Here is a 15122-nt window from a genome sequence, read left to right as displayed (position 1 = left end):
TGCCGGGCCGGGTCACGCGGCGCGGGTGCCAGAAGTATCCGCCCGGCACCGCATACGATCCAAATCAGAGAGCAGAGTGCGTACGTGAGAACCACATACATATGACATTCTGGTTACTCTTGTCGACTTTTGCGTGTCTATTCGCTCTCCGGCGGAATTGACGAACCCCTGAGGTGCGAGGACGCACCCCAGGGGCCTCCCGCCCGCCGAGCTCAGTCGCGCGGCCAGACCACGACGATCCCCGCTCCGATGACGGCGAGCGCCGCCGCGCCGAGGAAGAGCCAGGAGAATCCACCGGTGAGGGCAGTCGCCTCGGAGGCTCCCTCCGCGGACAGCGCCGCGGTGCGCAGACCGGCGACGGTCCCGAGAACGGCGAGTCCGACCGCGCCACCGATCTGCTGACTCGTGTTGATCAGACCCCCGGCGAGACCCGATTCCCCGCCGTCGACGCCGTCCACCGCGAGCTGGGTCGTCGCCACGACAGCCCCGCCGAGACCGACTCCGACCAGGATCGTCGGCCCGAGCAGCTGCGCGAGGAACGTGGCATCGGACGGCGCGGCTGCGAGCCAGGCGAGCCCTCCGGCCAGGACGAGCAGAGAGCCGATCAGGACCGGGCGGGTGCCGACGCGCGCGATGAGGGCGGGTGCACCACCCGCGACGAGCACGAGGACACCCGCGAGCGGCAGCTGCGACAGGCCGGCAGCGAGCGCGTCGTAGTGGAGCACGGCCTGCATGTAGACGGAGAGAGCGAAGAAGAGCGCCACCATCGCCGCCCCGCCGAGCAGCATCACGATGTTCCCGAGCGCCAGGTTGCGGTTGCGGAAGACCGCCAGCGGCACCAGGGGCTCTGCAGCGCGCCGCTCGATCAGGACGAACGCGACACCCAGCGCGAGCGCCGCTGCGAACAGGATCATCGGCAGCGGGTTCACGAATCCGAGCTGCTCGACAGCACTGAGGGCGCCGACCAGAGCCACCAGAGCCGACGTGACGGCGACGGCACCGGCCGCATCCAGACGCCCGGGGGTGCGGGCGCCGTCGCCGGTGATGAGCAACGGGATCGCGATCAGCACGAGCGCGCCCACAGGGACGTTGACGAAGAACACCCACTGCCAGCCGAGGGTGGCCGTGAGAACACCGCCGAGCAGGACTCCGGCCGCCGACCCGATCCCGGCGACGGCTCCCCATACGCCGAGGGCCTTCGTGCGCTCCTTGTCGTCAGGGAAGAGATGGGTGAGCAGCGCGAGCGCCGCGGGGGCGAGGAGCGCGGCCGAAGCACCCTGGAGAGCCCTCGCGCCGAGGAGCATCTCGCTCGACATGGAGAGGCCGGCGAGCGCGGAGGCCGCGACGAAGCCGCCCGTGCCGATCAGGAACACGCGGCGGTGTCCGTAACGGTCGGCGAGACGTCCGCCGAGGAGGAGGAGTCCGCCGAAGGCCAGCACATAGGCGGTGATCACCCAGGCGAGGGCGGCCGTGCTCATGCGGAGGTGGGCACCGAGCACGGGGAGGGCGATGTTCACGATCGAGGCGTCGAGCACGACGAGGAACTGCGCGAGGGCGAGCACGCTGAGTGCGAGCCAACGCCTGGAGCTGCGCGGCGCGGCGGTGGCTCGTGTCGCGGTGGCGGTGGGAGAGGTCATGGGAGGCTCCTGTTCTTGTTCGGTGGTTGATTCGGTTCGGCGATGCGGATGAGTGACCGCTCACTCACTCTTGACGGCAAGCGAAAGCGCCCTCTCTAGGGACCGACGTCAGTCGGGGTGGGTGATCCCCTTGGTCAGCAGGGCGACCCAATCCCCCGGGCGCCCGTCGAGCTGCGTGGTGACGATCAGGTGGCAGAGCTGCCCGTAGGCGATGAACCGCTGCACGGCGCCATCCTCGGCGCGAGAGCGCTGTCGGGCGAAGACGGTGATGCGCTCCAGCCCTGCGCGAAGCGCCTCGCCGATGGCCGGGATCTCCGCCACCGACTGCGCATGCACCTGCAGCATGAGCAGCTTCCGGTCGGAGATCAGGTGCGCGTAGGCATCCCCCATCGCGTCGAGCAGACCCTCGGGCGAGGTGTCGTCCGCGGCATCCGCGCCTTCTTCGAGGGCGACGAGGATCGCATCGAAGCAGGCTTCCAGGGCGACGACGAACAGCGCCTCCTTACCCGAGTAGAGCTTGAAGACGTAGGCCGGCGAGATCTTGGCCTCGCGTGCGACATCGGCGACGGTCGTGCCGTGATACCCGCCTCGAGCGAAGGCCGCCAGTGCCGCCGCGGCGACGACGGGCTTGCGGGCGTCTGCCGTGGAGAGGATCGAGCTGCGGGTCGTGGACATATGAGTGACTGTACACTCACTCTCTCGAGTCGGCAAGAGCCCTCCGGTCCGAGGCAGAGTCAGTCGCGCAGCACCGAGTCCAGCAGCCCAGGGAACAGGGCGTCGAGGTCGTCACGCCGCAGCGTGAGCATCCGCCGGCGCCCGTTCGGCTCGTTGCGGATGACACCCGCTTCGCGCAGCACCTTCATGAAGTGCGACTTGGTCGACTTCGGGAGGTTGGGGTCGGTGGCATGACAGGCGGCCATGTCGAGAGGGCCGTCCGCGAGCTGTCGCGTGATGGCGAGACGCTCGGGGTCGCTGAGCGCGAAGAGCACGTCGGTGAGCTGGATCTCGGAGCGCTCCGGGTGAGGAAGGTCGCCAGGCATGGTTCGATAATAGTTGAACAATTGGCGAAACGCGCGTACGCTCCGATAGTTCGATGATTCTCGAACCGAACGAGGAGACGCCATGACCACCACTGAGCCGATCGTCGCCGTCCCCCTATCGACGACCACCCTGCCGACGACCACCCCGCAGACGCGCGCCCGCTTCGGGTTCGTGCTGGCGATCATCGCGCAGATCCTGATGATGGTCGGTGCGAGCGCGCCGTCGCCGTTCTATCCGGTGCTGGCGCAGCAGATCGGTTTCGCCCCCGTCGTGATCAGTGCCGTGTTCGCGGTCTACGCGGTGGCGCTGCTGCTCACGCTCCTCACCGCCGGTTCCCTGTCGGACCATGTCGGACGCCGACCCGTCGTGATCGCGGGGTTCTTACTGCTCGCCGGAAGCATGTTCCTGTTCTGGCATGCGGATGCCGTGGCGACGCTGTTCCTCGCGCGCATCCTGCAGGGCATCGCGAGCGGCCTGCTCATCTCGGCCCTCTCGGCCACGGTGCTCGACTTCGCGCCGGGCGGCCGCGCGGGTACCGCCGCGCTGTGGAATGCACTCAGCCCGGGAATCGGTCTCGCACTCGGAGCCCTCGCTTCCGGAGTGATGCTCGACGTCAGCGGTGAGGCCCTGCTCGATGTCTTCGCGCCGCTGAGCACGGCGTACATCGTGCTCGCGGCGCTGTTCTTCCTCGTTCCGGAGACCGCACCGCGCAAGCCGGGCGTCTGGGCGTCACTGAGCTTCCGGCTGTCGATCCCGACCGCGATCAGGGCCGACTTCTGGCGGGGCGCTCCGGCGGTCATCGCGGGGTGGGCCACGGGTGGACTGTTCCTGTCGCTCGGAGCCAACATCGTCCGAGGCGAGCTCGGCGGCGAGGCGCATGTCTGGCAGGGGCTCGGTGTGGTGCTGCTCGCCGGCGTCGGAGCCCTGACCGCGTTCACTCTCCGGAAGCTCGCTGCACGGTCGATGGTGCTGTTCGGCACGGCGGCCCTGGCGACCGGAACCCTGCTGTCGCTCATAGCCCTCGGCATCGGATCACTGCCGTTCTACCTCGTCGCGGCCGCCGTGACCGGTATGGGGTTCGGCACCGCGTTCTCGGGAGTCGTCGCCTCGCTGGCCCCGCGGATCCCGGCGACCCAGCGCGCCGACACCTTCGCCGTGATCTACCTGCTGGCGTATCTGGCCTTCGGCGTACCGGCCGTCATCGCGGGTGCGCTGGTCGGAGTCGTCGGCTTGGAGGCGGTGTGCGTGGGCTACGGGATCGTCGTCATCGCACTGGCAGGTATCGCGTTCACGCTGCGTATGCGCCGCACGGCATAGAAGCGGAGGAGCGCGTCAGCGCACGACGAGCTCGGGCGTGATCAGCGCGTGCGCAGAGCCGGCCTGAAGGGTGCGCGGGGCGACGATCTCCCCCGTCGGGCCCATGAGGAGTTCGAGGACGGCCGTCGCCACATCCTCGGGCCGTTGCTCGACACTCGAGAAGCCCAGAGCCTCGGCCGTCGGCGTGTTGTCGAAGCCGATCACGGGAAGCGAGAGTCCGGCAGCGGCGACAGCCAGCAGCGCACCGACCGCGAGTGAGTCGCTGGCGCAGACGAGAGCGTCGGGCACATGCCCCGCGGCGAGCGCCGCGTCGACACAGGCACGCCCGAGGGGAACCCCCTCCTCCGCGGTGAGCCGTTCGCCCTGCGCTCCGGCCGCAGTCATGGCCTCGCGCCAGCCGCGCTCACGGTCGTCGCCGGTTCCCGAGCCCGTCGGCCATCCGAGGAACGCCACCCGTCGACCGTGAGTCAGTGCGTGCTCGGTCGCCGCCCGTGTTCCCGCGGCGCCGTCGACGTCGACCCAGAGGTGGCGCGGATCGGCGATATCGTCTTCACCCCACGGTCGGCCGAACGAGATGAAGGGCAGTCCGTCCTGGTCGAGGCTGCGCACGCGCGGATCGTCGCGCGAGGTGCCGGTGATGATCGCGGCGTCGATTTCCGACCCCTCCCACAGCTCCGACAGCCGCTGGATCTCCTCTTCCCGCGTACGTGCGGCGTAGACGAGCATGCGCATGCCGCGCTCGCTCGCCCGCTCGGTGACGGCGTGCACGAAACGGTCGAGCACGACACCCGAGATGCCGCCGAGATACGGATCGAGACGGATCCCGATGGTCGAACTGCGTCGCAGCCGCAGTCGTCGGGCGGCCGCATGGCGGCGATAGCCGAGGTCGTGGATCGCCGTGAGGACGCGCTCCCTGGTCGCCGGGCGGACGATGTCCGGGGTGTTGAGCACGTTCGAGACGGTCTGCCGCGAGACGCCAGCGCGCTCGGCGACGTCTTCGACGGTCGGCGCCTTCGCCATCGCACCTCCTCATCCGTGTCCGGGTTGACACTTCCCGCGACTCCCGCTTAGCCTATTCCACGCAGAGTTTGATCGTTCAAATTTCTGCGTCGATCCCGCACGGTCCTCCCGAGACCGTCGCCAGAGATTCATCGAACCCGCAGTGACTCATCAAAGGAGAGAGACCATGACACGGCACACCACTCGCGCAGTCCTCGGCACCGGGGCGGTGCTGCTCACGAGCGCGCTCGTGCTCACCGGCTGCGGCTCCGGTTTCGCCGGAGACGACACCAAGGCCGACGGCGAGGGGCTCACCTCCTCCGACGACGCGCTCACGGTGCTGATCGGCTCCTCCGGCGACGCCGAGACCGCGGCCGTGCAGTCGGCTGTCGACGCGTGGTCGGCCGAGTCCGGTACGAAGGTGAAGCTGCAGACCGCGAGCAACCTCGACCAGGAGCTGTCGCAGGGCTTCGCCGCCGGCGACCCCGCCGACCTGTTCTACCTCTCCACCGACCAGGCCTCCGGCTACGCCGCCAACGGATCGCTCAAGGCCTACGGCGACCAGCTCTCCAACAAGGACGACTTCTACCCGTCGCTCGTCGAGAACTTCACGGTCGACGGCACGTTCTACTGCGCGCCCAAGGACTTCTCGACGCTCTCACTCATCATCAACACGCAGATGTGGACCGACGCCGGCCTCACCGACGCCGACCTCCCGAAGACCTGGGACGACCTCTCCGCCGTGGCGCAGAAGCTCACGACCGCCGATCACGTGGGCCTGGCCTTCGGCGCCGAGTACCAGCGCGTCGGCGTCTTCATGGCCCAGGCCGGTGGCGGTCTCGTCGACGACGGCACGGTCATCGCCGACGACGCCGCCAACGTCGAGGCCCTCGACTACGTGAAGTCGCACCTGGTCGACGGCACCTTCGCCTACGCCAAGGACGTCGGGGCCGGCTGGGGCGGCGAGGCCCTGGGCAAGCAGTCCGCCGCGATGGTCATCGAGGGCAACTGGATCACCGGAGCGCTGTCGAACGACTACAGCAGCCTCGAGTACACGGTCGCCGAGCTCCCCGAGGGCGCGGGCGGCAAGGGCACGCTGCAGTTCACGAACTGCTGGGGCATGGCTGCCGACAGCCCGAACCAGCAGGCCGCCCTCGAACTGGTCGAGTACCTGACGAGCGCCGACAGCCAGCTGGCGTTCTCGAAGGCGTTCGGCCCGATGCCGTCGATCAAGTCGGCCGCCGACGAGTGGACCGCCGCGAACCCCGAGCTCGCCCCGTTCCTCGCCGGTGCGGATTATGCCCAGTTCCCCCCGAACCAGGCCGGCACCGCCGACGTGATCGCCGACTTCAACTCGCAGCTCGAGTCGCTGAAGACAGCCGACCCGAAGACGATCCTCGACTCCGTGCAGTCGAACCTCGAAGCGGTCGTCGAGTAACCATGGCGGTCAAGGCAGCGTCTCGCCGCGGTGGGGCCTCCGGGCTCCGCCGCGGCGAGGCGGCAGCCGGATGGCTGTTCACGGCGCCGGTGATCGTGATCCTCGGTGTCTTCCTCCTCATCCCGGTGCTCATGGCGCTGTGGGTGAGCGTCTCCGACTGGGGCGGCCGCGGCAGCCCCCTCTCCGGATCGGTCTCGTTCGTCGGCGCCGACAACTTCTCGGCCGTCCTCACCGACGGCGGTCTCGCGACCAAGGACTTCGGCACCGCACTGCGCAACAACGCCTGGTACGTGCTGCTCGTGGTCCCGCTGCAGACCGCGCTCGCCCTGTTCCTCGCGATCCTCGTCAACCGCGCCATGCTCCGCGGCCGCGGCTTCTTCCGCACCGCCTACTACTTCCCCTCCGTGACCAGCACCGTCGCGATCACGGTGCTGTGGATGTTCCTCTTCACCTCCAGCGGCGCCGTCAACGACGTGCTCTCCTGGTTCGGCATCAACGGGCCCAACTGGTTCAACGATCCGCGCGGCATCCTGCATCTGGCACTCGGCACGGTCGGCATCGATGCCGGTCCCGCGGCGCTCACCCAGGGCGGCACACTCGGAGTGTCGTGGTGGGAGTGGCTCGCCGGTCCGTCCGTCGCGATGAGCGCGTACATCCTGATGGCCATCTTCACGACCTCCGGCACGTTCATGCTCATCTTCCTCGCCGGTCTGCAGAACCTCGGCGCCGACGTCGATGAAGCGGCCATGATGGACGGCGCGAACGGCTGGCAGCGCTTCTGGCGCATCACGCTCCCGCAGCTGCGCCCGACCCTGTTCACCGTGCTGACCCTCGGCCTCATCGGCTGCTGGCAGGTGTTCGACCAGATCTACACGGGCACGCGGGGTGCGCCGAGCAAGACGACGCTCACCCCCGCCTACCTCTCGTACCAGACCGCGTTCCAGAACCAGGAGTGGGGGCAGGGTGCGGCGATCGCGTTCATCCTGTTCGTCATCATCGTGATCTTCACGCTCCTGCAGCGCTGGGTGCTGCGCGACCGGCCGGTGTCGAAGCGTCGCATCCGCGCGTACCAGTCGTCGAAGGGAGCATCGTCATGAGACGGCTCTCGTCGAAGCAGCTGACCTGGCAGATCGCCCTCTACGCGCTGTTGATCATCCTCGCGATCATCTACATCTACCCGTTCCTGATCCAGGTCGCGACGAGCTTCAAGACCGATGAGGATGCCGCGTCCAGCGGGATCACGCTGATCCCCGACGTCTGGACGTTCGCCGCGTACGAGCGCCTGTTCCGCAACTCCGACTTCCCGTCGTGGTTCGTGAACAGCGCGATCGTGACGATCTTCGTCACCGCGGGCCGGGTGTTCTTCAACTCGCTCGCCGGGTACGCACTCGCCCGACTGCGCTTCCGTGGACGCGGTGTCGTCTTCGCGGCACTCGTGGCGGTGATGTCGGTTCCCACCGTGGTGCTGCTCATCCCCAAGTTCCTCGTGATCAACCAGCTCGGCATCTTCAACTCCTACGCCGGGATGATCCTGCCGCTGCTCGTCGATGCGGCAGGGGTGTTCATCATGAAGAACTTCTTCGAGTCCATCCCCGAGTCGGTCGAGGAGCAGGCGCGCATCGACGGCGCCGGCACGTTCCGACTGTTCTGGTCGGTGGTGCTGCCGATGGCGACGCCCGCGCTCGTGACGATCGTGATCCTGTCGTTCCAGGGTTCCTGGAACGAGCTCAGCCACTTCATCGTGTCGACCAACGACCCTGCCCTGACCACCCTGACCAAGGGCGTCGCGTCCCTCGCCAGCGGTGGACTCAGCCAGGGCACCCAGTATCCGCTCAAGCTGGCGGCCGCGCTCATCATGACGATCCCCGTCGCCGTGATGTTCTTCGTCTTCCAGCGCCGCATCATGAACTCCACAGAAGGAGCCGTCAAGGAATGACCCCCACCCCGCCCCTCCAGCCGCTGCTGGACGACGCCGTGATCATGCTCGAGGCGCCTACCCAGGCCTGGTCAGACGACATCGGCCGCATGGGTACCGCACCGATCCACGGGATCTACCACGGCGACGTCCGGCACATCCGGAGCATCGAGATCACCGTCGACGGCACCGCGCTCGAGTCCATCGGGTGCGTGTCGGCGGTGCCGCAGCAGACGGTGCTGACCGACCTGCTGCGCGGGCTCGACGACGAATCGGCCGACCCGAAGGTGCGGATGGACCGCGATCGCCGGGTCGCCGCCGGTGCGTTCTCGGAGCGGATCACGATCACCTCCCACCTCGACGCACCGGTCGCCACAGCGGTGACAGTGCGGGTGCTCCCGGACTTCGCGCCGATGCAGGAGGTCAAGGCGGGGCTGGGTACCGAGGCGACGTGGAGCTGGGACGGATCCATCTGCCGTGCAGGCGAGGCGTCGTTCACGCTCACCGCTCCCGAAGCCGCGGTGACGCAGGACGGGGAGGCCCTGGTGCTGCGGTGGGATGCGGTGGTGCCGCCACGCGGATCCGTCGCCCTCGGCTGGGCGGTCGACCTCGACGACCCGACGCTCGTCGTCACCGCTGCCCGTCCGTCGCGGGCTCCGCAGCCCGCCGTCCCCGCGGATTCGCGCGCTGCCCGCTGGATGGCGCAGGCGACCGCCGACCTCTCTGCGCTCCGCCTCGCGCTGCCCGACCATCCGGACGACGCGTTCTACGCCGCAGGAGCCCCCTGGTTCTTCACTCTCTTCGGTCGGGACTCGCTCTGGGCAGCCCGCCTCGCCCTCGCGGTCGACCCCGACATGGCGGCCTCGACGCTGCGGGTGCTGGCCCGGCTCCAGGGCACCGGGCACGACGCCTCGACGGCCGAGGCTCCGGGCAAGGTCGCGCATGAGCTGCGCAGCGGCGCCCTGTCGTTGCCGAACGAGGGCGTGCACCTGCCGCCGCTCTACTACGGCACGGTGGATGCGACCCCGCTCTGGATCTGTCTGCTCGCCGACGCCCACGCCGAGGGCATGCCCGAGCGAGAGGTGCGGGCACTGCTCCCGGCACTTCGCGCCGCGTTGACCTGGATGACGGTGCACGGCGACGCCTCGGGCAGCGGCTTCATCGACTACGCGGACGAGTCGGGCCACGGACTCGCGAACCAGGGCTGGAAGGACTCCGGCGACTCGATCCAGTGGCGCGACGGGCGCTTGGCCGAGGGCCCCATCGCGCTCAGCGAGGTGCAGGGCTATGCGTACGAGGCTGCTGTGCGCGGTGCGGATCTGCTCGACACGTTCGGCGAACCCGGCGGCGCTGAGCTGCGGGCGTGGGCTGCCGACCTGCGCGAACGCTTCCGCGCTGCGTACTGGATCACCACGCCAGAGGGCCGCTACCCCGCGATCGCCCTCGACGCGCACGGCGCCCCGGTCGACACCCTCACCAGCAACATCGGACACCTGATCGGCACCGGCATCCTCGACCCCGAGGAGGAGCGGGCCTGCGCCGCGCTGCTGACCGCGCCGAGCATGTCGAGCGGCTACGGCATCCGCACCATGTCGACCGACGCTGCCGGATACTGGCCGCTCAGCTATCACGGTGGCAGCGTGTGGGCGCACGACACCGCGATCGCCGTGCACGGCATGATCCGCGCCGGGCTCGATGCCGAAGCACGCGTGGTCGCCGCGCAGTTGCTCGACCTGGCGGAGGGGTTCGACTACCGCGTGCCCGAGTTGCACGCAGGTGATGCGCGCGTGCCCGGGGGCGCGCCCCTTCCCTATCCCGCCGCGTGCCGCCCGCAAGCGTGGTCGGCGGCCGCAGCCGTCGTCGTGACGCAGGCCCTGGGCTGACCCGGACGGATCGGACGCGCGATCGGGCGAGCACCTTCGGGCCTCAGCCGATCGCTCGTCCGTCCTTCCAGACGGTGTCGACGAGCGGAACGCCCGGCCGATAGGCGAGGTGGATGCGGGTCGGCGCCTTCAGCAGCACGAGGTCGGCTCTGGCCCCGGGCGCGATCACGCCGACGTCTTCGCGGCGCAGTGCCTTCGCCCCGCCCGCCGTCGCGGCCCACACGGCCTCGGCCGGGGTCATCCCCATGTCGCGCACGGCCACGGCGATGCAGAACGGCATCGACGAGGTGAAGCTCGACCCCGGGTTGGTGTCGCAGGCCAGCGCCACGGTCACTCCGGCGTCGATCAGGCGTCGGGCGTTCGGATACGGCTGCCGCGTCGAGAACTCCACCCCCGGCAGCAGGGTGAGCACGGTGTCGGAGCCGGCGAGCGCGTCGATGTCGGCGTCCGTCAGATAGGTGCCGTGGTCGATCGAGGCCGCACCGAGCTCGACGGCCAGACGCACGCCCTCTCCTGGACCGAGCTGGCTCGCATGCACGCGGGGGGCGAGTCCGCGCGCGATGCCGGCTTCCAGCACCCGTCGCGACTGCGCGACCGTGAAGGCGCCCGTCTCGCAGAACACGTCGATCCAGGTGGCGTGCGGGGCGCATGCTTCGAGCATGGGCCCGGTCACCAGGTCGACGTACTCGTCCGAGCGGTCGGCGTACTCGGCGGGCACGACGTGTGCGCCGAGGAAGGTCACCTCGGGCGTCACCTCTGCCGCCAGGCGCACCAGGCGCTCCTCGTCGGCGACGCTCAGGCCGTAGCCGCTCTTGATCTCGACGGTCGTCGTGCCTTGCGCGAGCATCTCGTCGAGGAAGCCGCGCAGTCGCGCGCGCAGCTCGTCGTCGCTCGCGGCGCGGGTGGCCGCGACGGTCGAGCGGATGCCGCCGGCCGCGTACTTCTGCCCCGCCATGCGCGCCTCGAACTCGGCGGCGCGGTCGCCCCCGAAGACGAGGTGACTGTGGCTGTCGACGAATCCGGGAATCATCGCGCGCCCGGCGGCGTCCACGACCTCGTCGGCTTCCGGTGCCTCTGCCGCGGCACCCACCCAGGCGATCCGCTCGCCCTCGATCAGCACCGCTGCGTCGGCCAGCGTCCCGGTGCGGTCATCAGCCGTCGCGACGTTCGTCGTCAGTTCCGCGATGTTCGTGATGAGCGTCGACATGTCCCCACCCTCTCAGAGCATCGGCACGTTCAGGCCGCGCTCGCGGGCGACGTCGCGCGCGTGCTCGTAGCCGGCGTCGACGTGGCGCATCACACCGGTGCCGGGGTCGTTCGTCAGCACGCGCTCCAGCTTCTGGGCGGCGAGGTCAGAACCGTCGGCCACCGTCACCTGACCAGCGTGGATCGAGCGGCCGATGCCGACGCCGCCGCCGTGGTGCAGCGACACCCAGGAGGCACCGGACGCCGTGTTGAGCAGGGCGTTCAGCAGGGGCCAGTCGGCGATGGCGTCGGAGCCGTCCTTCATCGCCTCGGTCTCGCGGTAGGGCGAGGCGACCGAGCCGGAGTCGAGGTGATCGCGACCGATCACGATAGGAGCCGAGAGCTCGCCCGAGGCGACCATCTCGTTGAACTTGAGTCCGGCGAGGTGGCGCTCCTTGTAGCCGAGCCAGCAGATGCGGGCGGGAAGCCCTTCGAAGTGCACCTTCTCCCCGGCTTTCTCGAGCCAGCGGTGCAGGGCGGCGTCTTCGGGGAAGAGTTCGGCGATCGCCCGGTCGGTCTTGTAGATGTCTTCCGGGTCACCCGAGAGCGCAGCCCAGCGGAACGGCCCTCGTCCCTCCTCGAACTGCGGGCGGATGTAGGCCGGCACGAATCCAGGGAACTCGAATGCCCGGTCGAACCCGCCCAGCTGCGCTTCGGCGCGGATCGAGTTGCCGTAGTCGAACACCGCGGCGCCCGCGTCCTGGAACGCGACCATCGCCTCCACGTGCGCTGCCATCGATGCGCGGGAGCGGCGGGTGAAGTCCTCCGGGTCGCGCTCGGCCTCGGCCTTCCAGTCCGCCACCGAGGTGCCGAGCGGGAGGTAGGCGAGCGGGTCGTGGGCGCTGGTCTGGTCGGTCACGATGTCGATCGGCACCCCGCGGCGCAGCAGCTCGGGGAACGCCTCGGCCGCGTTGCCGACGACACCGACCGAGAGGGCCTCTCCGGCGTCCTTGGCGGCGACCACGCGGGCGACGGCCGCGTCGAGATCGGTCGTGTACTCGTCGAGGTAGCCGTGTTCCACGCGGCGGGCGAGGCGCGACTCGTCGACGTCGACGATCAGAACCGCCCCGTCGTTCAGGGTCACCGCGAGCGGCTGAGCGCCGCCCATTCCCCCGGCGCCGCCGGTGAGGGTCAGGGTGCCGCGCAGCGAGTCGCGGCCGAGCGAGCGGGCCACGGCGGCGAAGGTCTCGTACGTGCCCTGCAGGATGCCCTGCGTGCCGATGTAGATCCACGAGCCGGCGGTCATCTGCCCGTACATGATGAGTCCCAGCTCTTCGAGCTTGCGGAACTCGGGCCACGTCGCCCAGTCGCCGACCAGGTTCGAGTTGGCGATGAGCACGCGCGGGGCCCACTCGTGTGTGCGGAACACGCCGACCGGCTTGCCCGACTGCACGAGCAGGGTCTCGTCCGGTTCGAGCTCGTCGAGGGTGCGCACGATCGCGTCGTAGGCCTCCCAGCTGCGGGCGGCCTTGCCCGTGCCGCCGTAGACGACCAGGTCTTCCGGGTGCTCGGCGACCTCGGGGTCGAGGTTGTTCATGAGCATGCGCTTGGCGGCTTCGGCGCCCCAGCTCTTCGCGGTGCGCTGGTTGCCACGGGCAGCGCGGACGACTCGCGATCCGGAAGCGGTGCTTTCTGATGAGACGTTCTCAGCCATGAGTGTGCTCCTTTGCGATGCGGGCGACGTCGCCCGACTGGACGAGGGCGGTGACGGCTTCCATGTCCGGGGACAGGAAGCGGTCGGGTCCAGGACCTGCGGCGACGGTGCGGACCAGGTCACGAACGGCTCCGGTCGCGGGCCCCGCCTGCAACGGCGCGCGCAGATCGAGGGCGCGGGCGCCGGTGAGGATCTCGATGGCGAGCACGCGTCCGAGGCCGTCGATCGCGCGGCGCAGCTTGCGGGCGGCGGCCCATCCCATCGACACGTGGTCCTCCTGCATGGCGGACGACGGGATCGAGTCGACCGAGGCGGGGACGGCGAGACGCTTGAGCTCGGAGACGATTCCGGCTGCCGCGTACTGCGCGATCATGAGGCCGGAGTCGACGCCGACCTCGTCCGCGAGGAACGGCGGGAGTCCGTGGCTGCGGGCCGGGTCGAGTGCGCGGTCGGTGCGACGCTCGGAGACCGAGGCGACGTCGGCGACCGAGATCGCGAGGAAGTCGAGCACAGCGGCGACCGGAGCCCCGTGGAAGTTGCCGTTCGACTCGATGCGCCCGTCGAAGGTGATGACGGGGTTGTCAATCACGCTGGCGAGCTCGCGTCCGGCGATCAGCGTCGCGTGGGCGAGGGTGTCGCGGGCGGCGCCGTGCACCTGGGGCGAGCAGCGCAGCGAGTAGGCGTCCTGCACGCGGCCGTCATCGGGGCTCTTGTGGCTCGCGACCATGGGGGAGTCGCCGAGGAAGGCGCGGAGATTGGCCGCGGACTCGGCCTGGCCCGTCTGTGCGCGGAGGGCCATCAGGTCGGCGGCGAACACGGCGTCGGTGCCGAGCTGCGACTCGACCGACATGGCCGCGGCGATGTCGGCGGTGAGCAGGAGCGTCTCGAGGTCGTGCAGGGCGAGCACCAGCATGCCCAGCATGCCGTCGGTGCCGTTGATGAGCGCGAGCCCCTCCTTCTCGACGAGGGTGAGCGGCTCGATGCCCGCGGCAGCCAGGGCGTCGGCTGCGGGGACCAGTGCGCCGGATGCGTCACGCACGTCGCCTTCGCCCATCGCGGCCAGGGCGATGTGCGCGAGAGGGGCCAGGTCGCCCGAGCAGCCGAGCGACCCGTACTCGCGCACGACGGGGGTGATGCCCTCGTTGAGCAGGGCGGCGTAGGTCTCCACCACGACCGGGCGCACGCCGGTGCGTCCGGAGGCGAGGGTCTGCAGGCGCAGCAGCTGGAGTCCGCGGACGACCTCGCGCTCGACCTCGGCGCCGGTGCCCGCGGCGTGCGAGCGGATCAGGCTGGCCTGCAGCTGCAGGCGACGGTCGGGGGCGATGAAGGTGGTCGCCAGGGCGCCGAATCCGGTGGAGAGACCGTAGTGCGGGTTCGGGTCGGCGGCGAGGCCGTCGATCACACGGCGGGTGTCGGCGACGCGGGCGAGGGCTTCGGCGTCGAGCTGCACGGGGGCATCATGACGGACGACGGCGACGACATCGGCGGGCGACAGCGGGGCCGCTCCGACCAGCACGGGGGCGAGTTCGGTCATGGTTCGATTCCACACCCGACGTGTCGATCGGGACACCCGTTCGTGCGATGCTGTGTCTGTGATCCCAGACAAAACGACGAGCGCTCAGGCACCGGGGACGCAGGCACGGGTGGCGGACGTCCCGGTGTCCGACGCGCCGACCGCGCAGGTGCCTGCGGCGGAGAACACGCTCCGCATCCTGAGCTATCTCGCCGGACGGCCGGCCCCCGTGGCGGCGTCGGCGATCGCGCGCGAGCTCGAGCTGCCGCGGTCGACGGTCTATCACCTGCTGACCACCTTGGCCGCTCACGGCTTCGTGCTGCACCTGCGCGAAGAGAGACGCTGGGGGCTGGGTACTTCGGCTTTCGAGCTCGCCGGCGGGTACACCCGGCAACAGCCCCTGGCGCGACGAGGCCGACCTTTGGTGGCTCTTCGCAGTTGAGGGTGTAGCCCGGGACCGCCGGCTGGTTCGCGGATAGG

The 15122-nt window shown here is 69.8% G+C and carries 12 protein-coding genes and 1 pseudogene; 6 read left to right on the top strand and 7 right to left on the bottom strand.

Going from position 1 to position 15122, the window contains the following annotated elements:
* Positions 1-212: 212 nt before the first annotated feature.
* From AX744_RS10465 to AX744_RS10455, 3 genes are all read right to left on the bottom strand, one after another.
* Positions 213-1637, bottom strand: coding sequence for a DHA2 family efflux MFS transporter permease subunit (locus AX744_RS10465; RefSeq protein WP_061016759.1), 1425 nt, complete (start codon positions 1635-1637; stop codon positions 213-215).
* A gap of 108 nt (positions 1638-1745) precedes the next feature.
* Positions 1746-2312, bottom strand: coding sequence for a TetR/AcrR family transcriptional regulator (locus tag AX744_RS10460; RefSeq protein ID WP_061016757.1), 567 nt, complete (start codon positions 2310-2312; stop codon positions 1746-1748).
* A 59-nt stretch (positions 2313-2371) separates the two neighbouring features.
* Positions 2372-2677, bottom strand: a complete 306-nt coding sequence (locus AX744_RS10455) for an ArsR/SmtB family transcription factor (RefSeq protein ID WP_045262331.1) — start codon at positions 2675-2677, stop codon at positions 2372-2374.
* Between the two features lie 82 nt (positions 2678-2759).
* Here AX744_RS10455 and AX744_RS10450 point away from each other — a divergent pair, with 82 nt between their 5' ends.
* Positions 2760-3995, top strand: a complete 1236-nt coding sequence (locus tag AX744_RS10450) for an MFS transporter (RefSeq protein ID WP_061016755.1) — start codon at positions 2760-2762, stop codon at positions 3993-3995.
* Positions 3996-4010: 15 nt separating this feature from the next.
* Here the strand turns inward: AX744_RS10450 and AX744_RS10445 are convergent, their stop codons facing one another.
* The gene (locus AX744_RS10445; RefSeq protein WP_058632767.1) at positions 4011-5015 is read right to left on the bottom strand and encodes a LacI family DNA-binding transcriptional regulator; all 1005 of its coding nucleotides are present in this window, start codon (positions 5013-5015) and stop codon (positions 4011-4013) included.
* Between the two features lie 166 nt (positions 5016-5181).
* On the opposite strand from AX744_RS10445, the gene AX744_RS10440 reads away from it, so the two are divergent.
* The 4 genes from AX744_RS10440 to AX744_RS10425 are packed head-to-tail and all read left to right on the top strand — an operon-like array spanning position 5182 to position 10230.
* Positions 5182-6432 (top strand): sugar ABC transporter substrate-binding protein, encoded by a 1251-nt coding sequence (locus tag AX744_RS10440; RefSeq protein WP_046746961.1) that lies wholly within the window; start codon positions 5182-5184, stop codon positions 6430-6432.
* Between the two features lie 2 nt (positions 6433-6434).
* Complete coding sequence (locus tag AX744_RS10435) at positions 6435-7529, top strand: carbohydrate ABC transporter permease (protein WP_061016753.1); 1095 nt, start codon at positions 6435-6437, stop codon at positions 7527-7529.
* On the top strand, positions 7526-8368 hold the full coding sequence (locus tag AX744_RS10430; protein ID WP_113680247.1) for a carbohydrate ABC transporter permease: 843 nt from the start codon (positions 7526-7528) through the stop codon (positions 8366-8368). The genes AX744_RS10435 and AX744_RS10430 overlap by 4 nt, the downstream gene beginning before the upstream one ends.
* On the top strand, positions 8365-10230 hold the full coding sequence (locus tag AX744_RS10425) for a glycogen debranching N-terminal domain-containing protein (RefSeq protein ID WP_061016751.1): 1866 nt from the start codon (positions 8365-8367) through the stop codon (positions 10228-10230). Before AX744_RS10430 ends, AX744_RS10425 begins: the two co-directional genes overlap by 4 nt.
* A 43-nt stretch (positions 10231-10273) precedes the next feature.
* Here the strand turns inward: AX744_RS10425 and hutI are convergent, their stop codons facing one another.
* The 3 genes from hutI to hutH are packed head-to-tail and all read right to left on the bottom strand — an operon-like array spanning position 10274 to position 14663.
* Positions 10274-11437: an imidazolonepropionase gene (hutI, locus tag AX744_RS10420; RefSeq protein ID WP_061016749.1), complete on the bottom strand. Its 1164-nt coding sequence runs from the start codon at positions 11435-11437 to the stop codon at positions 10274-10276.
* A 12-nt stretch (positions 11438-11449) separates the two neighbouring features.
* Positions 11450-13129: a urocanate hydratase gene (hutU, locus tag AX744_RS10415; protein WP_061016747.1), complete on the bottom strand. Its 1680-nt coding sequence runs from the start codon at positions 13127-13129 to the stop codon at positions 11450-11452.
* Complete coding sequence (gene hutH, locus AX744_RS10410) at positions 13122-14663, bottom strand: histidine ammonia-lyase (RefSeq protein ID WP_061016745.1); 1542 nt, start codon at positions 14661-14663, stop codon at positions 13122-13124. The genes hutU and hutH overlap by 8 nt, the downstream gene beginning before the upstream one ends.
* A gap of 148 nt (positions 14664-14811) precedes the next feature.
* Between hutH and AX744_RS10405 the strand changes: the two are divergent.
* A pseudogene (locus AX744_RS10405) lies at positions 14812-15072 on the top strand (helix-turn-helix domain-containing protein); the annotation flags it as partial.
* Between the last annotated feature and the right edge of the window lie 50 nt (positions 15073-15122).

This window comes from Microbacterium sp. CCH5-D1 (genome assembly GCF_001557335.1).
Lineage (GTDB): Bacteria > Actinomycetota > Actinomycetes > Actinomycetales > Microbacteriaceae > Microbacterium > Microbacterium oxydans.
Note: the sequence above shows the minus strand (reverse complement) of the source record. Positions and strands in the feature narration are given on the sequence as shown.